Consider the following 19,052-nt stretch of genomic DNA (forward strand, 5'->3'; position numbering starts at 1 on the left):
ACGGCAGGCGAACCTGAGTCGAGGCTTGTCAAGTTTCCGGCTCCGAGCTATATAAGAAGACGAAGAACGTAGGGCATCGCACCGGCAGCGCCTGAAGAGAGGAGTGACCAGTGATGCTCATGCGCACGGACCCCTTCCGTGAACTCGACCGGCTCACCCAGCAGGTCCTCGGCCCCGCCACGCGCCCCTCGGCGATGGCGATGGACGCCTACCGCTCCGGGGACGAGTTCTTCGTCCACTTCGACCTCCCCGGCATCGACCCCGAGACGATCGAGCTGGACGTCGAACGCAACGTCCTGAACGTCCGAGCCGAACGCAGGTCCCCGGCCCCCGAGGACGCGGAGCTGCTCGTCGCCGAACGGCCCACGGGCACGTTCACCCGCCAGCTCTTCCTCGGCGAGACGCTGGACACGGAGCGCATCGACGCCTCGTACGAGGCCGGCGTCCTGACCCTGCGCATCCCGGTGGCCGAGCAGGCCAAGCCGCGCCGCATCCAGATCACGGGCGGCGACAGGCCCAAGCAGCTCAGCGGCTGACGGCACGGCACTCACGTACCCACGCACCCACGCAGAACCCACGAGGGCTGTCCCGAGGACGTCCCACCCACGGGACAGCCCCCGCCCCCCCACACACCAACCCGCGCCGCCGGAGTCCCACCCCGGCGGCGCGACGCAGGACCGGATCCGGAGGAAGACCCACACATGAGCGTGACGACGGTGCCCAGTGTGACGACTGCTCTCACGACCCCGAAGACCCTGATCCCCGCCCCGCCGCGCAACCACGACACCCGAGGCGACGACAACGCCTGGACCCGGCTCATCGAAGCGGTGCGGGAATCGGGCCAGTACCCCACCAGGTCGGAGGCGGAGCGGGTCACCCGTATCGTCCTGTCCGCCCTCGGCGGTCATGTGATCGGCGACGAACGGGTCGACCTCGCCCGCGCCCTGCCCGAGGAGGCCGCCAGGGTCGTCGCCTCCCAGATCCCGGCCACGCGCCGGCTGACCGCCGCCGAGTTCGTCGACTCCGTCGCGGCCCGCATCGAGGGAGCGACCCCCGCCACGGCCCGATGGGACGTCAGCTCGGTCCTGAGCGTGCTGCCGCTCCTCGTCGGCGACGACCTGATCACCCGCATCCTGGCCCAGCTCCCCACCGGCTACGCCCTCTTGTTCGGCCGAGCGGACCTGAGCCCGGCGTCGTAGGGCTCGGCGTCGTAGGACCGGACCGGGCGTCATAGGCTCCTGAACCGCGCGACGGCCACCTCTCGGACGGACAGGAGGTGGCCGTCGGACAGACGGCCAAGCCACCGACAGGAGCCGACACTTGACCCGTACGAGGTCCGCGACCCTCACCACCCCCGACGGCACGCACCTCGCCCACAGGGACCACCACCCCCCTGGGACCCCCGCGACCACGTTCCTCCTCCTGCACGGCCTGGCAGGCCACCAGGGCGAGTGGGACACCCTCGCCGCGCACCTGTCGGCCGAGGGCCACCGCGTGGTGACGTACGACGCCCGCGGCCACGGCGCCAGCACCCGCACCCCCGCGACCACGACCCGCGCCGCCCACGTCCAGGACGCCATAACCCTGATCGAGAAACTGGGCCTGGCCCCCGTCACCCTGCTGGGCCAATCCCTCGGCGGCCACACGGCCATGCTCCTGGCCGCGTCCCACCCCCACCTGGTGAAGTCCCTGATCCTGATCGAAGCGGGCCCGGCCGGCCCCGCCCCGGACCTCCCCGCCCAGATAGCGACCTGGCTGGACAGCTGGCCGACCCCCTTCAAGTCCCTCGACGCGGCGGAGGCCTTCCTGGGCCACGAGGCCTGGGCGAGGGGCCTGGAGAAACGAGAAGACGGCTGGCACCCCGCCTTCGACCGCACCACGATCACCGACACGATCGCGGAACTGGCGACCACGGCCTACTGGCCCGAGTGGTCCCGCATCACCTGCCCCACCCTCCTCATCCAGGGCGAACACGGCACGATGCGCCCCGACGAACCGGCGCAGATGCTCACCCACCGCCCGCACACCCACCACATCCGCATCCCCGACGCGGCCCACGACGTGCACTTGGACCAGCCGGACCGCCTCTACGAGGGGATCAGGACCTTCATCTCCTGACTCAGCAAATGGTTCGACAGGGCCCCGTCTCCCCGCCCATCCTGCGGTGGCGCACCGGTGCGCCCCAACCCGCCCGAGGAGACGACCGTTGAACCCCAGCATCCGCCACATCACCTTCGACTGCACGGGACAGCCCTACGAACTCGCCCGCTTCTGGTCGGAGTTGCTGGGCCACCCGATCTCCGACGAGGACAAGCCCGGCGACCCCGAGGTACTGATCGAGTTCCCGAACGGCGCCCCCGGCCTGCTCTTCGTCAGCGTCGAGGAAGGCAAGACAACCAAGAACCGCATCCACTTCGACCTCCAGCCCACAGGCCGCACCCGCTCCGAAGAGGTAGAACGCGCCGTGACCCTCGGCGCCCGCGTCCTGACGGACCGCACCCTCCCGAACGGCAGAGGCTGGATCGTCATGGCCGACCCCGAGGGCAACGAGTTCTGCGTCGAACGGGGAGAACTGGATCGGGTGGAGGACCGCGTGGAGGCCTGACGGGTCTCGGTTCGCTGCTGGCCGCACTGCCGCCCGCCGCGCCCCGCTACCACCAACTCACCAGCTACCCGGCGACGGTCCTTGCCCAGTCTCGACCGACCCCGCCGCCCCACCCCTGGGCCGCCCGGTCGGCAACAACTCCGCGGTGGAGGGGCGAGTGTCAAGAGTGAAGCGAAGCGCAATCGGCGAAGCCGACGCCCGAAGGGCGCTCTTGACACTCGCCCCGGAACCGCCAACCTCGGGAACACCGGGCGGCCGTGAGTACGTCACAGCCAACGTGATGGTTACAAACCTGGGAGTCTGAGGCGATCACCATGCGGGGCCGGCCCACCGGACGAGCCCCGCCCTTCCTTTACTCAGTCTCTTCACTGGCGGCTGTGCGCCAGATCTGCACCAAGCAGTATTGATCTGCGTCAATCAATTTCTCTTCGTTCCCCGACGGCATGGGCAAGGGTTCCCGGCTTCCCGCCAACGGTGAGGTGAAAGGCCCGCCTGCGCGATTGAATATCCACCGCCATCGCATTCGATACAAGCCGGGCGAGGGAAGGATCAGGGGGACTTCTTTCTGCCCCCCGTCGATGGTTTCCAGCGCGAGCTCGCCGCCGGGAAGCTCAACCTCCACGTCCTCCGCACCGGACCACTGAGCATCGTTTGCCGGAGGGGCGGTTGACCAACTCTCCAACCGTACAGACGCCCGGATCACCTGCTGCGGCACCTGCAGATAGACCATGCCAGCAGCCGAAAGAAGCCAATTCTTGCGATCCGCATGTGGTGAATACGTATCGACGCTCGTGTCAACCAGCCCAAAAATGCAGTAACTTGGAGACACCACGGTCTCGAAGTCATCCAGCAGCCTGCTCAAGGGCACCTCGCACGCCATCAGTGAGTCGCGAGCAGCATCCTGCCCTCAGAGGCAGGAACCGCCCGACGCGGCCAGAGCCAAGTGCCCTACGGCGTAGCGGAACCAGCCTGATCCTGGGCGCTGCTCAAGGCACTGATAAAGCGCAACCACGCCTCTCTACCGACGGAAACGATGGGTCCCCGTTGGTGGTAGTGCTTGGAGTCGCGTATGAGCGCGCTGTGCGCGACGTAGGCACACTCCAGGCACTCGGTGGTGTTGCCGCCGCTGTACGACGACTTGAACCACCGTGGCTCAGAGGCGGTCAGGGGGCTAGCGGGCATTCAGAGCTCCTTGCGGGCGCGATGGATCAGGGCGGAGGAAGCCTCCATGTCCAACGCTTGTGCGCGCAGGTACTCGAACGCAAGTCTGTATCGCTCCAGTTCCTCTTCCTTCTCCAGGAAGAGGGAGCCCGTGTGGAAGTCGACGTACACGACGTCGAGGGCCGGTTCAGGGCCGCCGATGATGACGAAGCTGCCCAGGGCAGCAGCGTGCGCGCCCTTGGAGAACGGCAGGACCTGGAGGGTGATGTGAGGGGACTCGTTGGCTTCGAGGAGCCGGTCGAGCTGTTCCTTCATGACCGCCGACGAGCCGACCACGCGGCGGATCACCGATTCATCGAGGATCGCCCACAGGTGCAGCGGCTTCGGGCGGGTCAGGATCTCCTGCCGCTTCATGCGGATGTCGACGAGCCGCTCGACTTCTGCCGACTCCAGGGGCACTTCATTCGCCTTCTGGAGCGCTGTGCTGTAGTCGCGTGTCTGTAGAAGTCCAGGGACGTAGACGCAGCAGAAGTGGTTCTCACGGACCGCCTCGTCCTCAAGGGTGAGCAGCAGGTTCATGCTCTCCGGGATGGAGTCGGCGAAAGAACTCCACCAGCCTTGCTCCTTGGCGCTCTTGGCGAGGTTGACCACTGCTCGCCGCTCAGCGTCCGTTGCTCCGTACTCACGGCAGAGCGCTTCGACGACGATCCACTTGACTGGTCCGGCCGTGGTCTCGTACCGGCTGACGGTCGCTTTCGATACACCGACCAGGCGCCCGGCTTCCTCAAGCGTCAACCCGGTGCGGGAGCGCAACTTGCGCATCGTGGCGCCCAGTTGGCGGCGACGTGTCGTGCTCCGTTCGGGCATGAGGCTCCTTCACCATGTGCCGGGCCTCAGCCCGGAGGACGCCCATCAGGCTAGGCAGCGGTGAAGCGGGCTCACCACCAGGTTCACCCGATAGATTCTCATGAGAAGTTACACAGTGAGATTTCTCTGTGCCATGCTCGTTCCCGGTCGCTACGCAGCGCAGCCGTACGGATACGGCGTGATCAAGGGCGTTGCGTAGCTAGGGAGGGAGGACAGGTCATGCCTGGCTACGAGGTCACGGAGTCGCGACTGCGCTGTGTACTGCCCTTCGAAGCAGCGTCGGCGGAGGTGCGCCTGCTGAGGAGAGCAGCCGTGCAGCAACTCAGCCGGTGGGGCATGCCGGTCGCCGCTGACGACGCAGAACTCCTTGTTGCGGAGCTGGCCACCAATGTCGTCAAGCACGTTGGTGAAGGGGCGTCGGCGACCTTGATCCTGGAGAGGAAGGCGGAGCGCCTACGCCTTGAAGTTCACGACAAGAGCCCGGTCCTCCCCATCGTCAGGGAGGCGGGATGCGGTGATGAGTGCGGCCGTGGTCTGCATCTGCTTGCGGCGATGGCAGTGGACTGGGGCACCGTTTTGACCGCGGCGGGTAAGGCCGTCTGGTGCGAGATCCCCCTCAACAGCGGGCATAGCTGCCACCGTTTCGAGCGAGCTGTGGAGGCGCTCGAGAACTACGAGGGTGCTGGGCGCGGGCTAGGCCAGCACGGGCGAGGCCGAGAGGTGAGCCTTGTCGAGTCGGCGGTCGAGCTGATCGCTGATCTGCTCCACTGGACCAGCGCCCGAGGCCATGATCCGGATGACATTCTCGACCGCGCTCAGATGCACTACGAGGCTGAAGCGGACGCGGCCTAGTGGACGGGTGTCTGAATGGAGTTGCGTATCTGCTCCCGGAGAACGGTCGGCGTGCGCCAGGATTCCCCCGGACGGCTCCTGTGGCACATGCGGTGGCAGTTGGCGCACAGGCATGCGAGATCGTCAAGACTGGTCTCTCGTGTTCCGGAGACATGGAGGGGAGTGACGTGATGCACTTCGATGTAGCCCTCGCCCAGAGCTCCATAGACGCGGGAGAAGTCGAAGTCGCAGACCTCGCACTTCAGCGTGCGGCTACGTCGCCGTACTTGCTCGATCTTCAACGACCGAAGCTTAGGGTCCCGCTCCCGCGCGAGTGCTCGGCGGACGAGCAGACGCCCCTCGATGGCTGTGTGGCCCGCCTCATCGACTTCGTCGGGTTGCGGCGGGATGGCGTGCAGGTCGCCCGAACCGACGCCTTCCTCAAGCACCCTCGCAGCTTGGAGCATCTCAGCTTCACGCGTCGTGAAGGCCTCGATCATGAGAAGCGTGAGCTTCCCGCACCGCGTCGCCTTGCCAGAGTACGAGCTGTGATTCGTCATGAAGTCTGTGGTCTTGCGGCTAACGCTGTCTGGAGACCGGAAGCTGGGCAGCGCCCGAGCCTCGGGCCTGTGGATCGGCAGCGACCGCAGCAACTCCGAGAGCTCACGTACCGCACGGTCCGTAGTTCGCAGCTCGCGCCAACCGTTCGTGACGACCAGAGCGCCGGCCAACACAAGTTCGTCCTCGGTCCATGTAGGTATGCGCACGAGCAATATCGTATGAGTGTTCGGCGCAACGGAGGGCGCGTTCAGCGCGCCGCGGGGCGTGCTGCACACTTAGTGAAGTCTCGTTGTCAGTGGGGTCTGTCACCCTCAGTGATGGTGGATTGCAAACTGTGTCTGCCGCTGTACGGCTATAAGGAGGGGGCATGACCCGCACGAACGAACCGAAGCGCTCCAAGGGCAAGGTCGAGGAGCCCGAGTTCACCTCGATCGAGATCTGTGCTGGAGCGGGTGGGCAGGCCCTAGGCCTCCACCAGGCTGGATTCGGTCATCTCGCCCTCGTTGAGATCGACCAGTATGCCGCGAAGACACTGCAGACGAATGTCGAGTCTCACCCGACGTGGGCCTGGGAGAGAGAGAACTGTGACGTTCTGCCGCCAACAGACGTCAATGAGTTCAAGCGAGAGAAGCACCTGCAGAAGAGCGTGGAGCTGCTAGAGCGGCGCGAGCTGGACCTCCTGGCTGGTGGTGTTCCTTGCCCTCCGTTCTCACATGCCGGCAAGCAACTCGGCAAGGCAGACGAGCGCGACCTGTTCCCGGCGATGCTGCGCCTCATCGAGAGGCTGAATCCCCGGGCTGTCATGATCGAGAATGTGCGCGGGATCATGGACCCGAAGTTCGAAGACTACCGGGACTGGATCAAGGCACGGCTCCAGGGCGGCTGGTTCCGCGGAGACGACGGGCAGATGGCCTGGGAAGACGGACTGGGCTACAAGGTGTGTGAATGGGACATCCTGGAGGCCAGTGACTTTGGAGTCCCGCAACTCCGCCCCCGTGCCATCCTCGTTGCTTTCCGTAGTGACGTCCTGAAGGACGTCAAATACGAGTGGCCTGCAGCGACCCACGATGACCATGTCAGCGTTGCGAAAGCGCTAGAGAAGTCGATGTACGCCCGGTACGAGCCGTATTTCGAGGGCGCTCGTGCTGAGCAGGCTCGCGCAGCATACGAGCGCTGGCTGGACACTGCGCACAAGCGACACCAGGAGCTCTTGGAAAAGGGTTCCAGTGGTATCGCTCCCACGCTGGTTGGCGGATCGAAGAAGCACGGGGGAGCCGACCTTGGTCCTAGCCGGGCAAAGGCAGCTTGGAAGCTGCTCGGCGTCGATGCCCTCGGGGTAGCTAACGATCCCGAGACTTGCAGGCAGAAGGGCACGGAGGATCGTGACCTTTTCGGCCCGAACGGACCGATGCTTACCGTGCAGCAGGCTGCGATCATCCAGGGTTTCCCTCCCGAATGGCAGTTCGCGGGTGGCAAGACTGCGCAGTACCGGCAGGTGGGCAATGCCTTCCCGCCGCCCGTCGCCAAGGCCGTTGGTGAGTCGATCGCCGATGTCTTGAGAGCTGCGCGGGAGCGGGACAGCGGCAAGGCTTAGCGCACCGCTACTGCTTGCGCGTCTGGCGCGCTTGAGGTCGGCGCTTTGCGACCTCCGCAGCGATCCGCGTCGCACACGCGGCGGCCGGTTCGTGCTCCCAGAACCGGAGCACCGTCCAGCCGGCCTCCGATAGACGCTGGTCGGTATCTCGATCGCGTGCAACGTTCCGGGCTACCTTGTCTGACCAGTACCCCGGGTTCGTCCTCGGGGGCACGTAGTGCTCCGGACAGCCGTGCCAATAGCAGCCGTCGATGAAGACCGCGACCTTTGCCGGGCCGAAGACCAAGTCGGCGGTCCGGCGAAGGCCCGGAAGCGGCTTGGCGGCGACCCGGTAACGCAGACCTCTGGCATGCACAAGCCGGCGGATGAGCCACTCCGGCTTGGTGTCCCGGTTCCGGATAGCCTGCATGTTCCGGCGACGAGCCGCGGAGGAGGCCCACGAGCCCTCCGGAGGGAACCACTCACCCTCCGGCTGAGCTGGGGGGTCTGAACTCTTACTCATAGCGCTCTGACTTACCAGGTGGTCAACGTGTATGCGAGTTCTTCGTAGGGCCGGAGACGTCCTTGACGGATGCTCTCTGACAAGTCGCGCTTCTGCTGGTCGCTTCCGACGTCTCGCACAGCATCCTGCAACGCATCGAGGGCGATGTGGTAAACAGCGTCGACCTCGCCGGTTCCTCTAGCGATGGCAGCGATCCTGCTAGGCACTGGCTCGGCAGTCACAGTAACAAGATGCGGAAGCCGGCCGCGTCTGTGCCTGATCATCTGCAGGAACTCGCGCCGGACGTTCTGTACCCGATCGGGCCGAATTGTCCACTTGTAAGAGATGGCGGCGTGCAGAAAGGGATGGGTGCCTACGGGAGGCGGATCCTGCGCGGTACCGACAGTGACGTCAGGCTTGATCAGATAGTCGAGTCCAAGGTCGGCGCTCAGGACGGGATTCTTGACAACGACCTTCTTGAGGTTCCCGAGGTGGGCGTACTGCGAAAAGTCTGCAATGACCTTCTTGTGGTCTACGTGCCAGGTGCGGGAAGAATCGATTATCGGCAGTGATTTTTCTAGATCTTCATGCACCAGTCGTTCCAATGCGGGCCCAAGGCTCTGGGGTGTTCCCGGCAGGATTATCTCTGATGTGACGCCCAAGTGCTCAAGAATTTTTCCTGCCAGCGCCTTGGATGTCTTGCTGCTGCTGTCAGCGCTATACGGCACAGGTTTCCCTGATGCCTTTAGCTTTTTCCAGCCGAGAAGTTGGGTCGCGAAAGGAGCACTCATCTCTGTGTGCTCCTACTTGGTGTGGGAGGGGAGCAGCGGGGCTATCTCTGGTGCGTCATCGGGAGTGGCAATCACCCAGGGTTCCCCGCCCAGAATCACGTGGGGTGCTTCCTTGTGGTGTGGCCGTTGCCTTGCAACACGCACGCTGACGAACTCTCCCTCACGCGGTGGCAGGAGGCCGAGCTGCTCCGCTACGGCACGATGACTGTCGTAGTCCCCCATGATGAGGATGCCGTCGGTCCTGAGCGCCGAACGAGAGCCCCCATTGCCGCGGACGCGCTTCATGTAATCCTTCTGCTGGGCAACTGTCCGCACCACATTGCGGCCTATGCGTCGTTTCTGTACGCGCCGGAACAGCTCGTTGAGGCGTTGCTGGCCGGAGTTCGGTGCGAAGACCGCCTCGCGCTCGGAGGGGTCCATATGGAGAAGCACGTTCTCCGGAAGCTCTGAATCGCGCCACAACCAGAGGATCTTGTCCCGATGTATTGCCTTCACGGTGAGCTTCGCATCGCGGTTGCCTCCTCTGTTCAGCCATTCCTCTCGCACTCGGAAAAGACCGGCACTCCAGCGGCTTTCGTAGTCGTTGGCCCATACGAGCAGGCAGAGATGTCCCCTGGCCTCTGGCGGGATCATCCAGCCACCGAAATTCTGCGAGTACTTGCAGTCCACCTCAATGCCGGCGATCCGGTAGTCCATTGCGTGGCCATCTGCGAATCTGAACTCGCGCTGGAGATTGATTTCGACGAGGGTTCCCGCATGGGTCCGCTCAGTCTTGTACAGAGTCGCCCAGTCGTAACGTCCTGTAACCTCGCCATTCAGTAACTGATCGATTGTGTCCCGCAGTACCGATGCGAAGCGTTTCTCTGCGGCATCGATGCCCATCAGCTCCCTGCTCACTGCTTGAAGTTCTGCGTCGCGCTTCACCTCCTCGGACAGGGCGATGTTCCGTGCAGCGCTTATGTCGATGGGCAGCAAGCGATTCCCCCTCATGACGAACTAACTGGGATAGTAGCGTCATCTGTGTGACGAGAATTCCTGGCACGGAACCGCACCAGGCGCCGGTCGGCGCTCGCCGCTGAGGTAGGCGGGATCAAGGTGAACGCCATCACGATCTTCGACGGGTCGGCCGAACCGTTCCGCACGGCCGCGTGTACGTCGCTGTGACTGTCCCCCTCGACGACCGGGTACAGAAGTGCCACCCCTGTTGTAGAGCCGATGACGGCGCTCTCAGCAGGGTGCGCCTCAGCCGACGAGCGCGCCGCATCGATCAGGCGCTGTGCCGCAGTGCGATGTTCGACACTCGCGATGCGGCCGAAGGAGGTCTTGCCGGACTGCCGGCTTCGGCGGACGAGGGACAACGGCAGCGAACCGAGCACGCGGGCCTCTATGCGCGTGCTCGCAGCAAGACGAGGGGAGATGAGCAGCCAGTCGTCCACCTTGGCGAGCGCGCCGTCGAGCTGGCTGAGGTACGTCAGGTGAGGGTCGAAGTGCCCAGGGCGTTCCCATTCGAGCTGAGACAGCACGCTGACAAGGTCACTGTGGGAGACGGCCCCAGTCAGCGCCTCGAAGGTCCGTGTGAGCGAGCTTGATTCGTCTGGCGGATTGGTGAATGTAGTCGGGGCTGCGGTGAGCGAGTCCAGCAAGGGGCGCCAGCGCTCGGTGTTCCGCTTGAGTGCCGCGTTGTTCAGCGGGTACGACGCAGGCTCGATGGGGCGGCCAGGTGACCGGATCTCCACCAGCTCCGCGTTGAACATCTTGTTGCGGGCCGAAGGCCGGATCCAGGGCAGGTGCTGTGCCACAAGGGGAGGCACTTGCATGGGCGTGATCTGAGGCTGTCCATCGACCCCCACGGCGTACTGGGCCAGCTGCTCTCGGAAGGTTTCCTCGTCACGGCAGATCGCTTCGTAGGCCTCATACAGGTCGGCGTACCGGTTGCGGCCAAAAGGCTCCTCCCGTCCGATGTAGAGCCGGACCAAGTCACGGTAACCAGGCCTGAAGCCGAACCAGCGTCCCATCTGCATCAGCGTGTCCGCCTGCTGGGTAGTGCGCCGGTAATAGGTGATGGTCAACCCCTCCACGGTGAAACCGCGAGAGAGCTTCGTTCCGCCCACCAAGATCTTCCAGACGTGCGGTGTCCGGTCGAAGTCGAGGTTCAGCTGGTCGAAGTAGCGGTCGGAGTCACCGTTCACGACGATGACTGGCTGACCGCCTGAGCCGATGCGCTGACGTGCGGCACTGACGTAAGGGCGTAGTTCCTCATAGGAGGCAGGAGCAGGGAGGTCTGACGCGCGAGCGTCACTGACTGCGGCGAAGTCGGAAGCCCACAGCGCAGCAAGGCGTTCATGGCCGGCTGCCGAGCTGTAACCCGCCTGATGCCACATGGAATTGATACGCAGCGCGAGATCCGCGTGATCGTCCTTTCGTACCGACTGATGAGCGAGCATCGTGTGGTGTCGGAACGGGCCGTCGTCCACACCGTGGCCGGCCCGGTACAGCTTCAGGGCACCAGACAGGACGAAGGCGTCCATGGCCTCCTGGAGGCGGTCGCCCGTGGACTCGTAGATGTCGCGTATGTGTGCCTTCTCCTGGGAGTTGGCGTGAGTGCGCTCATCCCGGGGGATCGCCGAGTCCAGATCGTGGAAGTCCTGGGCGCCCATGTACCCAGAGGGGCGGGGCAGCGAGATCAGGAAATCGCTGGGGAAGATGTCGTCGTCGTCACCGGGGTCAACGAAGACGTTGGCGAAGGGGGTAGCCGTGTAGCCAACGTATTGCGCGCGCGGAAGTAGTTTCAGGAGCTGGGAGAGCAGCCCGTTGATGGCCGTGCGTTCAGTGCTGCCTTGCTCCCACTTCTTGGGATCCAGGGTGTTCACGGACGCCTGGTCGGACTCGTCATCGATGATCAGGGCAGGCAGCTCACCGAGCAGTCCGTGAATCTGTTTGAGGTCTTTGACGAGCTTGGTCAGAACAGACTTGTTCTTCTTCACCACGAGGATGCGGGCCGCCGCGTGGTGGAGGTTCGCTGGATCATGCAGAGGGCGGGTCGGTTCGCGCTTCTCGAACTCAAGAGCCCGGATGCCTTGCGCCAGGCTCTTGTAGTCGTTGTCGCGAGTCGTCAGACGCTCGATGTCGAATGCGCCAAGCACAGACGGGCGTGCACCGTGTTGGACAAACTCGTCCCAGTCCGCGTCGTCGTCCCCTACGTAGTCCACGCCCACGAGGGAGTCGAGGTCCGTGATGTCCGCGCCTCGCAGGATGTTCTCCTGCCCGATCAACTCCATGTCGAGGCGGCGCTGGGTCTGAGCGCGCAGCAGGTTGAGCGTGCCGCCGAGCACGATGACGAGGCGGTAGCCGACATCGATCGCCTTGGCCGTGACGCCAGTGAAGTTGGCTGTCTTTCCTGACTGCACGTACCCGACCACCAGGCCCTTCGCCTGCCGAGCCGTCGGTTGTTCTGGATCGGTGAGGCGTTCAACAACTGCCCGGCTTGCCTCATCGAGGCTGGCGATCGCGGCATCGGACCAGCCCTTGGCACGGAGCTTCTGCTCGTACGACGTCCAATAGAAAGAACGGGCGGCTGCTCGCTCAGAGGTATACCAGGGGGTGAAATCACGCGTGATCACTGTGGGACCCGGGATCTTCGCCACCGGTACGGCGGCATCGAGCGCCTTCCGCAGGTCACTTCCAAACCGCAGCCGGTCATACACGGCTGTACGCCGTTCATCGGTGCGGGCTGGTATGGCTAGCGCCCACTGAGGATCTTCGGCGAAGTCCCAGGCGGTGAGGTGACGGCTCCACAGGGCTCTGAGTGCCTCGTTGCCGTCGACGAGGCAGGTGCGGAACAGTTCCTCGCTCAGGTCGGCGTCCGGATAGTCCTCGTCGGCTGCAACGGCGGCCCAACGCGCGAAGTGGCGGGGGACGTTCAGCATGCCGGCCAGTGCGTGGGTGTGGATCTCGACAAGCACGTTGGCTGGGGTGTCGCTCATGTGAAGAAGTCCTCGGTGCATCAAGGGGAACGGAAGTAACTGCGCGCTGGTGTCAGGAGAGTTGTTGCGCACGTCGCGTGCGCTGTGCGTCCACCGAAGCCAGGAGGATGGTGTTCCAGTAGTCCAGGCGGTCCTGGCGACTACGCTCCCAGCGGCCCAGCCCGAAGCAGTCCTCAAGAAGCAGGAACAGCAAGGTCTTCGTGACCGGGGCGTCATTGGCACCGCCGCGTCTGCCGTCGTTGAAGTCCTCTCGGTAGGCCTTGTTGAGGATGACCGCATTGTGCTCGCGGTCAAGGTCGAAGAACTGGTTGGTCGGCAGCGCGCCCCAGGTGAAGGTGATCGGTTCCTCGCCCGGTTTCTCAGGCAGTTCTTCCTTGATGACCCGCTTGACCTTGGGATCCAGGCCCTTGCCCGGAGGAGTGACAGGCTTGCGGACGATCTCGTTCCGCCTCGAACCGTCCCTGTAGGCAGTCTCAGCGTCCAACAGGTAACTCCGGAAAGTGTGCCCCTTGGAGTCCACCGCCTTATCGAGACCGTCAGTGAAGGCTGGAGTGACCGTGACGCTCTCCTTCTTGACATCGAGGCTCAGGACACTGTTCTCACGAGACGGAAGATCAACAGCGACCCGGGCGAGAACATGGTGCCCCTCGGGGTTCCGCCAGCCGTTCCATCCTCCCGCCTGCACGAGGCGGTCGTTCCGGTAAAAGTAGAAGCCCTGTCTCTCCGTGAGTGAACCGATTTGGCGGAAGCCCGCCTGCTTGGACCTGGCAGGCCAGATGTGGGCGGTCAGGCACAGGTCTCCCAGACCTTCCACCGGGGCTATGAACTCCCGGGGGTAGCCTGGCTTGCCTGGCACCTTGTAGCCGAATGGATCCAGGGCTTCTACAGCGATGTGGTCCACTTCCTCGCCGAGGCCGCGCTCGCCGCTGCTCACGTCCCATACCGCTATGTCGAGCTTCAGGCCGCGCTGCAGGTACCGGTGCAGATAGAGGCCGAGATGGGTCTCAAGGCGGGAAATTGCCTTGGACAGGAACTGGTCGCTCTGGCCGCGCGCGACCGTCTCAAAGGTCCGCACACCGTCCCAGCGCACGATCGTTCCCTGCCACTCGATAACCCCGTCGTAACGGTCTACGAGATCCTGCGCGTACCGGGGGTCAACGGTGTCGCAGCGGAAGCTGTCTTCGATGCCCTCCGCGGTGAGGCGCCGCCCCGCAGCTCGGCTCCGCCTAGTGCGGCTTACCACGGTGAGCGAAGAGGCATGAGAGAGGGAAGCGGCCTTCAGGCCTGTGCCGTACATTCCGAGGGCGCCCTCGCCGTAGTCACGGCGGCGCCCCACCGTCATCGCGGCATCCAGCCCTGCCTCGTCCATTCCCTTGCCGTTGTCGATGATCAACAGCGTAAGGATCCGATCGGCATCACGCAGGAAGTGCACGACGATCTTGTTGGCACCGGCGTCGATGGAGTTGTCGATGAGGTCAGCGACGGCGACCTCGAAACCGTAGCCCTGGTTGGTCAGAGCCTTGCCGTAGCCCGCGTCTGGCGGCAAGTGCGTGCTGCCGCTCGTGGGGACGTCGTACTGCCAGTCGCTGCCGGACTCGTAGGGCATGCTTCCTCAAATGCACAGGTCAGGGCCTGCTTCACGAAGTAGCAGCCCCTTACATCCAACGGAGAGTGTGACGGTACTGCAAAGGTTGGACATAGGGGGAGGCGTGCGCTGAACAGGGGCGATAAGTCCGTTATTTTTCAATAGCTTTGGCCATGGATGTTCTTCTGATATCCCCCTTTGTCCGCATCCATGATCTGCGGCTGGCTGTGTGGAGTCCGAAGGGCCGAGCTGGTTGCGAGAAGTCAGCAGTGGCACCGGGGCCAAGTACAGGCTGGAGCCGCCCGCTTCCCTGCCAGTGTCGTGCCTCCGCGCCCCGCCCCAAGGGCGCTTCACTCCGCTGCGCTGCGTTCCGCGTCGGCTGGCGCCGATGGCCCTGCGGGCCACCCTTGACCCGGGCCGCTCCAGCACGGGAGAGAAGCGAGCGGGCGGCCCGGAGAGGAGGGGGCCGCAGGTGGGGAGCGCAACTGGTTGGCTCCCGGCACCCGGCGTGGGTGAATGCGGCAGCAGCTCGGCGTACGCCGGGTCGGTTCGGCGGCGGGTCGCCGGTGGGGTGAGGCGTCCGGGGCGTCACCAGAACGCGCCCGCTCCCATCCCCAACCCGAGCAGCACGCAAGAGACCCCCCAAGCCAGATGCGCCCCCGCCGAGTACGACACGTTCGCCGGCCTTCCGTCCTTCTGGTGTACGACCACCACCCGGCGTGGGTCCCTCGGGTCGTAGCGGAGGACGACCGGGACTCCGGCGTGGAGAGGGTGTTGCTCGTGATTGAGGGGAGTGCGGCGGTACGTCTGGTCGGCCGGGGCGTTGGGGCGGTCGACCGGTGGGGCTTTGTAGCGGACCTGGGGCGGGTGGAGGGTGGGGCCCTCTCGGCGGGGGCCACGGGCCACCTCGCCCCTGGTGCGGATGCCCCGGACGCCGAGGCGGGAGAGGGCTCGGCGCTGGCGTTGGGCTATGCGTAGGTTCCAAATGCCGAAGGCCGTCATGGCAGCGGCCATGATGAGTGCGATCGTGAGCCAGGGCTGGTCCATGCGACGTTCCCCCCGGGAGCCGACGTCAGCCGTCAGTCGTCTGTCGTCCGGTAAGACGGGGGTGGTGTCGTGGCAGTTCCGTGGGGCCGGCTGTCGGGCCGGCCCGGGTCGACACCGCCCCGGGTACTCGGCGATCTCCGTCCGTTCCCACTAGCGGTACACCATTGCTGGGCCCTCCAGTGTCATCTCGTGGCGGGTCGTGACTTTGTAGCGCCGCAGTGGCGGATCTTCAGTTCCTGGCAGAGTGGGACGACCGGCGCGATCTTGCCTGCCAAGTCGTCCGTGACGGGCCGGATGACCCGGCGCTCTTTCTCAGGCCGTGCGTCCGTGGCAGGCGCCGTACGGTTGTCCGGAGCCGCACCAGCAGGCCGCGGTGCTCTGTGGGGGCCACGCCACCGCCCGCCCCCTCGCCGCCAGGGTCGTGGCGTACTGGGGGAGCAGCGTCGCGTCCGACGGGGAGGAGAGTTCCGAGGCTGCGAAGGCCTCGTAGGACGGGACCGTGCCTGTGACGATGCCCAGGTTCGGAGTGCCGGAGGATGCGAGTTCTCGCAGGGCGGACTCTATGGTCGCGAGGTGGGTTTCGTGGGAGGGGTATTCGGCGGCCAGGTCGGGGTACGCCTCGAGGAGTTCTGAGAGTTCCGTCGCCGGCCAGTGGAGGATCGCCACCGGGAAGGGGCGGGAGAGGGCCTCGCGGTAGGCGCCCAGTTCCGCTCGGAGGCGGGTGATCTCCGCTTCCAGTTCCGCCGGGTTCTCCGAGCCCAGGGACCAGACGCGCTTGGGGTCGTGGAGTTCGTCCAGGGTGATCGGGAGGGAGTGGACCGTGTCCGCCAGCGCGTCCCATTCGTCGTGGGACTTGCCGAGCATGCGGCGGACCCTGTGGCGGCCGAAGAGGAGGGGGTGGGTCGGCTGCGGGGGTTGCGGGACGTCGGTCAGGAGGAGACGGACGGCCGCCGTGAACGTGTCGTGCGCCGCTTCCAGCTCGTCGTGCGATTCCAGGGCCTCGGCGACGATCACCCAGGGGGCCGGGTCCCGCGGGGACGCCACCCGGACGCCCTCGATGATCGCCCTGGCCTCGGCCTCGTGGCCGTACTCCCAGAGGTTCGACGCCTTGAGCGCCCGTACCAGGTGGGGGGTCTCCAGGCCGTCCGTGGAGGACAGCAGACGGTCGTAGAGGGCCGTGGCCGTGGGGCGGTCGCCGGCGAGTTCCAGGTGGGCCGCGGCGCGCAGCAGCAGGGCCTCGGAGTCCTCGGGATACAGGCCGGCGGTCCGCTCCAGGCGTGCCGCCTCGGCGGTGTGGTCGACGTTTTCGGCAGGCGAGTCGGGGCGCATGGGGGACACCGTACTGCCGGGAGGTGACGAGCGTGAGAGATGCGCGGGCCAGACCCCTGGCCTGCGCGGGTTCCCCATGCTTGTCATCCCGGCTTTACGGATCGTCCCGAATCGCCGCCATGGCAGCGGGCTAGAGGGTTACGCCGTCGATTTGGAGTGTTTGGACCGATTTTGCGGCGAAGGGGACACTGACCGATTTGCCGGACAGGCGGATGTCCGAGCGGGGCGTGTAGAGGTCGCCGCCGCCCGTCGTCACCGTGTTCCAGCGGGGTACCGCGCCGTTCGTGCCGCCCGTCACCGTCGAGAAGCGGGAGAGGTCGAAGGTGAGGGTCTGGGCCGATGTGGAGGTGTTCACCGCTACCAGCACCAGACGGCGGGACGACGCCGAGTACGCCGCCACCGCGTAGCTCACGCCCGTGTCGAGGATCGTCATGCCCGGGCGGATGTGGCGGCTGAACTGGGCCAGCACGTAGTGCTTCGTCTGGACCGTGGTCGGCTGGAGGGTGTTCGCGTCGTAGGCGATCATCGCCCAGCCCGTCGACGGGTCCATGACCTGCCAGTAGCACCACGCCGTGGGATGCAGCCAGCGGAAGTCGTAGCAGAGGTTCGACGCCATGGTCAGGCCCGTGCCGTCGCTGTCGCCCGTCTCGGAGTTCCACAGCTTCTTGCGGGAGGTCGTCACCACGTCCGTGTAGAGGAGGTCGCGGCGGCCGCCCGAGCCCTGGTAGCCGTGCACGTTGACCTGGGAGACCAGGGCTTTGGTGGAGGAGTTGAACGACGCCCAGGTGGAGCGGGCCGTGTCGTAGTTCGTTTCGTCCGAGGCCGCGATGCGGAGGTTCGTCAGGCCGCGCTTGTCCAACTCGCTGCGCATGTAGGGGAGTACGGCCGCCTGGACCGCGGGGTCCATGTGGCAGCCCTCCTGGGTGCCGGTCGCGGTCCACCAGGTGGAGGCCGGCTCGTTGAAGGGGTCGACCGTCGCGAAGTTCACGCCCCAGTTGTTGCGCGCGTACAGGGCCGTCGCCGCCAGGTGGGAGGCGTGCTGGCGGTAGTTCCAGGTCTGGAGGTTGTTGCCGCCGCCCGCCGCGCCCGAGGGGTTGTGGTTGCTGCACATCCACCACATCGGGGAGTTGGCGAAGAGTTCCGTGATCGCGCCTCGCTGTGTCGCCTTCACCAGCATCGCGCGCTGGTTGGCGTCCGCCGACCACTTCCAGGCCGAGGAGGCGGGGTCCTCGTTGTTCCAGTCCTGCCAGAAGCCCTCGATCTGCTTGAAGCCGGGGATGTTCGGCGATTTGACCATCGTCTCGCCGCCGACGCTGTTCCAGCTGCACGCGCCCAGGTTGTAGCGGGCGATGTTCAGGCCCAGGCCAGGGAGCGATCTGCCGTTGTACGTCACCGACTTGGTGGTGAAGAAGAGGTCCGCGAAGTCGTCCCGGGCGCCGAAGACGTTGGCCCACCAGGCGAGGGAGGTGCCCCAGCCTTCCCAGGTGCCGTACGTCGTCGAGGGGTTGACGGCGATGGTGGCGTCCGCGTGCGCGGTGCCCGTCGCCAGGGCGCTGCCGAGGAACGTACCGCCTGCTGCGGACAGCAGGGTTCTGCGTCGTATCACGGCTCCTCCGTAGGGGAATCGGGGCAGGCGCCGGTCCCCCCGGCCCGGCGTCGCGGGTTGGCCCGTACACGGTCCGTACATGGCCCGCTCATGGCAACGAGAAGCATCGGGTGTGGCGGGTGGGTTGTCGAGACTTGCGACGAACCTTTCTCAAACCCGTGTACGAAGTCTCGGACGCTCGTGGCGGAGTGATCCTGTATAACGAACAGAGCGAAGAGGATGGGTAGTCGAGCGAGCGAGTGAGCGTTCGGGAGGGGGAGTCGATGGTCCGCGGTTGGACTGGTCTGCGTCCCGCTCTCGTGCTGCTCTTCCTGGTCCTGGAAGTGGCGCTGCTGGACTCCGGCAGCCTCTACGCCACCGTCGCGCTCGCCGCGACCGCCGCGGCCTCCGCCGCGCTCACGGTCTGCGCCCTCGTCGCCTCGCGTTGCGCGCCCGCCGTGCCGCGCACGCGGGTGCGTACGGCCATCCGCGACCGTGACCTCCGTACGGCCTTCCTGCCCCAACGCGATCCCGACGCCCGGGGGCGCACCCGGCCCCGGGCACCCGGACACGCCCTCCGGGCGACCTTCGCGTAGGGCCACAGCCAGCACGTTCCCGTAGCCGGCCCCGCG

19 protein-coding genes are annotated in these 19,052 nt (G+C 65.6%); 7 read left to right on the forward strand and 12 right to left on the reverse strand.

Annotated features, from left to right (window positions below):
• The first annotated feature begins 113 nt into the window (after positions 1–113).
• From ACZ3I3_RS34080 to ACZ3I3_RS34095, 4 genes are all read left to right on the forward strand, one after another.
• The gene (locus tag ACZ3I3_RS34080) at positions 114–536 is read left to right on the forward strand and encodes an Hsp20/alpha crystallin family protein (protein WP_467371376.1); all 423 of its coding nucleotides are present in this window, start codon (positions 114–116) and stop codon (positions 534–536) included.
• A gap of 165 nt (positions 537–701) precedes the next feature.
• Positions 702–1,199 carry a DUF2267 domain-containing protein gene (locus ACZ3I3_RS34085; RefSeq protein ID WP_467371378.1) on the forward strand — a complete coding sequence of 166 codons (498 nt, stop codon included), beginning with the start codon at positions 702–704 and terminating at the stop codon, positions 1,197–1,199.
• 121 nt (positions 1,200–1,320) lie between these two features.
• A complete protein-coding gene (locus ACZ3I3_RS34090) occupies positions 1,321–2,118 on the forward strand; it encodes an alpha/beta fold hydrolase (protein ID WP_467371381.1) in 798 nt (265 codons plus the stop codon).
• An 88-nt stretch (positions 2,119–2,206) separates the two neighbouring features.
• Positions 2,207–2,605: a VOC family protein gene (locus ACZ3I3_RS34095; RefSeq protein ID WP_467371382.1), complete on the forward strand. Its 399-nt coding sequence runs from the start codon at positions 2,207–2,209 to the stop codon at positions 2,603–2,605.
• A 352-nt stretch (positions 2,606–2,957) separates the two neighbouring features.
• On the opposite strand, the gene ACZ3I3_RS34100 is transcribed toward ACZ3I3_RS34095, so the two are convergent.
• The 3 genes from ACZ3I3_RS34100 to ACZ3I3_RS34110 all read right to left on the reverse strand — a co-directional run bounded on the left by ACZ3I3_RS34100 (position 2,958) and on the right by ACZ3I3_RS34110 (position 4,633).
• Positions 2,958–3,467, reverse strand: coding sequence for a hypothetical protein (locus ACZ3I3_RS34100; protein WP_467371384.1), 510 nt, complete (start codon positions 3,465–3,467; stop codon positions 2,958–2,960).
• Positions 3,468–3,553: 86 nt separating this feature from the next.
• Complete coding sequence (locus ACZ3I3_RS34105; protein WP_467371386.1) at positions 3,554–3,787, reverse strand: DUF397 domain-containing protein; 234 nt, start codon at positions 3,785–3,787, stop codon at positions 3,554–3,556.
• Complete coding sequence (locus ACZ3I3_RS34110) at positions 3,788–4,633, reverse strand: helix-turn-helix domain-containing protein (protein ID WP_467371388.1); 846 nt, start codon at positions 4,631–4,633, stop codon at positions 3,788–3,790. It lies immediately after the preceding gene.
• A 219-nt stretch (positions 4,634–4,852) separates the two neighbouring features.
• Here ACZ3I3_RS34110 and ACZ3I3_RS34115 point away from each other — a divergent pair, with 219 nt between their 5' ends.
• Positions 4,853–5,485, forward strand: a complete 633-nt coding sequence (locus ACZ3I3_RS34115; protein ID WP_467371390.1) for an ATP-binding protein — start codon at positions 4,853–4,855, stop codon at positions 5,483–5,485.
• On the opposite strand, the gene ACZ3I3_RS34120 is transcribed toward ACZ3I3_RS34115, so the two are convergent.
• Positions 5,482–6,231, reverse strand: coding sequence for an HNH endonuclease (locus ACZ3I3_RS34120; RefSeq protein ID WP_467371391.1), 750 nt, complete (start codon positions 6,229–6,231; stop codon positions 5,482–5,484). The two genes, ACZ3I3_RS34115 and ACZ3I3_RS34120, sit on opposite strands and share 4 nt — an antisense overlap.
• 161 nt (positions 6,232–6,392) lie before the next feature.
• On the opposite strand from ACZ3I3_RS34120, the gene ACZ3I3_RS34125 reads away from it, so the two are divergent.
• On the forward strand, positions 6,393–7,619 hold the full coding sequence (locus tag ACZ3I3_RS34125; protein WP_467371393.1) for a DNA cytosine methyltransferase: 1,227 nt from the start codon (positions 6,393–6,395) through the stop codon (positions 7,617–7,619).
• A gap of 7 nt (positions 7,620–7,626) precedes the next feature.
• On the opposite strand, the gene ACZ3I3_RS34130 is transcribed toward ACZ3I3_RS34125, so the two are convergent.
• The 8 genes from ACZ3I3_RS34130 to ACZ3I3_RS34165 form a co-directional block, all read right to left on the reverse strand.
• Entirely contained in the window at positions 7,627–8,121 is a 495-nt protein-coding gene (locus ACZ3I3_RS34130) for a very short patch repair endonuclease (RefSeq protein WP_467371395.1), read from the reverse strand.
• Between the two features lie 11 nt (positions 8,122–8,132).
• Positions 8,133–8,891, reverse strand: coding sequence for an NgoMIV family type II restriction endonuclease (locus ACZ3I3_RS34135; RefSeq protein WP_467371397.1), 759 nt, complete (start codon positions 8,889–8,891; stop codon positions 8,133–8,135).
• 12 nt (positions 8,892–8,903) lie between these two features.
• Positions 8,904–9,866 (reverse strand): NaeI family type II restriction endonuclease, encoded by a 963-nt coding sequence (locus tag ACZ3I3_RS34140; RefSeq protein WP_467371399.1) that lies wholly within the window; start codon positions 9,864–9,866, stop codon positions 8,904–8,906.
• A gap of 11 nt (positions 9,867–9,877) precedes the next feature.
• Positions 9,878–12,874 carry a Z1 domain-containing protein gene (locus tag ACZ3I3_RS34145; protein WP_467371401.1) on the reverse strand — a complete coding sequence of 999 codons (2,997 nt, stop codon included), beginning with the start codon at positions 12,872–12,874 and terminating at the stop codon, positions 9,878–9,880.
• Between the two features lie 52 nt (positions 12,875–12,926).
• Positions 12,927–14,480, reverse strand: coding sequence for an ATP-binding protein (locus ACZ3I3_RS34150; RefSeq protein WP_467371403.1), 1,554 nt, complete (start codon positions 14,478–14,480; stop codon positions 12,927–12,929).
• A 567-nt stretch (positions 14,481–15,047) separates the two neighbouring features.
• Entirely contained in the window at positions 15,048–15,506 is a 459-nt protein-coding gene (locus tag ACZ3I3_RS34155; RefSeq protein WP_356928728.1) for a DUF3592 domain-containing protein, read from the reverse strand.
• Positions 15,507–15,818: 312 nt separating this feature from the next.
• Positions 15,819–16,835, reverse strand: a complete 1,017-nt coding sequence (locus tag ACZ3I3_RS34160; RefSeq protein ID WP_467371405.1) for an SEC-C domain-containing protein — start codon at positions 16,833–16,835, stop codon at positions 15,819–15,821.
• A gap of 130 nt (positions 16,836–16,965) precedes the next feature.
• A complete protein-coding gene (locus tag ACZ3I3_RS34165; protein ID WP_467371407.1) occupies positions 16,966–18,441 on the reverse strand; it encodes a glycoside hydrolase in 1,476 nt (491 codons plus the stop codon).
• 263 nt (positions 18,442–18,704) lie between these two features.
• Here ACZ3I3_RS34165 and ACZ3I3_RS34170 point away from each other — a divergent pair, with 263 nt between their 5' ends.
• Complete coding sequence (locus ACZ3I3_RS34170) at positions 18,705–19,016, forward strand: DUF6412 domain-containing protein (RefSeq protein WP_467371409.1); 312 nt, start codon at positions 18,705–18,707, stop codon at positions 19,014–19,016.
• Positions 19,017–19,052 lie beyond the last annotated feature (36 nt).

This window comes from Streptomyces sp. NPDC016851, from assembly GCF_055562795.1.

Bases quoted from the DNA above. Each gene is read 5' to 3' on its own strand.
- ACZ3I3_RS34080 (WP_467371376.1), top strand. From the start codon at position 114: ATGCTCATGCGCACGGACCCCTTCCGTGAACTCGACCGGCTCACCCAG.
- ACZ3I3_RS34085 (WP_467371378.1), top strand. From the start codon at position 702: ATGAGCGTGACGACGGTGCCCAGTGTGACGACTGCTCTCACGACCCCG.
- ACZ3I3_RS34105 (WP_467371386.1), bottom strand. From the start codon at position 3,787: ATGCCCGCTAGCCCCCTGACCGCCTCTGAGCCACGGTGGTTCAAGTCG.
- ACZ3I3_RS34110 (WP_467371388.1), bottom strand. From the start codon at position 4,633: ATGCCCGAACGGAGCACGACACGTCGCCGCCAACTGGGCGCCACGATG.
- ACZ3I3_RS34115 (WP_467371390.1), top strand. From the start codon at position 4,853: ATGCCTGGCTACGAGGTCACGGAGTCGCGACTGCGCTGTGTACTGCCC.
- ACZ3I3_RS34125 (WP_467371393.1), top strand. From the start codon at position 6,393: ATGACCCGCACGAACGAACCGAAGCGCTCCAAGGGCAAGGTCGAGGAG.
- ACZ3I3_RS34130 (WP_467371395.1), bottom strand. From the start codon at position 8,121: ATGAGTAAGAGTTCAGACCCCCCAGCTCAGCCGGAGGGTGAGTGGTTC.
- ACZ3I3_RS34135 (WP_467371397.1), bottom strand. From the start codon at position 8,891: ATGAGTGCTCCTTTCGCGACCCAACTTCTCGGCTGGAAAAAGCTAAAG.
- ACZ3I3_RS34145 (WP_467371401.1), bottom strand. From the start codon at position 12,874: ATGAGCGACACCCCAGCCAACGTGCTTGTCGAGATCCACACCCACGCA.
- ACZ3I3_RS34150 (WP_467371403.1), bottom strand. From the start codon at position 14,480: ATGCCCTACGAGTCCGGCAGCGACTGGCAGTACGACGTCCCCACGAGC.
- ACZ3I3_RS34155 (WP_356928728.1), bottom strand. From the start codon at position 15,506: ATGGACCAGCCCTGGCTCACGATCGCACTCATCATGGCCGCTGCCATG.
- ACZ3I3_RS34160 (WP_467371405.1), bottom strand. From the start codon at position 16,835: ATGCGCCCCGACTCGCCTGCCGAAAACGTCGACCACACCGCCGAGGCG.
- ACZ3I3_RS34170 (WP_467371409.1), top strand. From the start codon at position 18,705: ATGGTCCGCGGTTGGACTGGTCTGCGTCCCGCTCTCGTGCTGCTCTTC.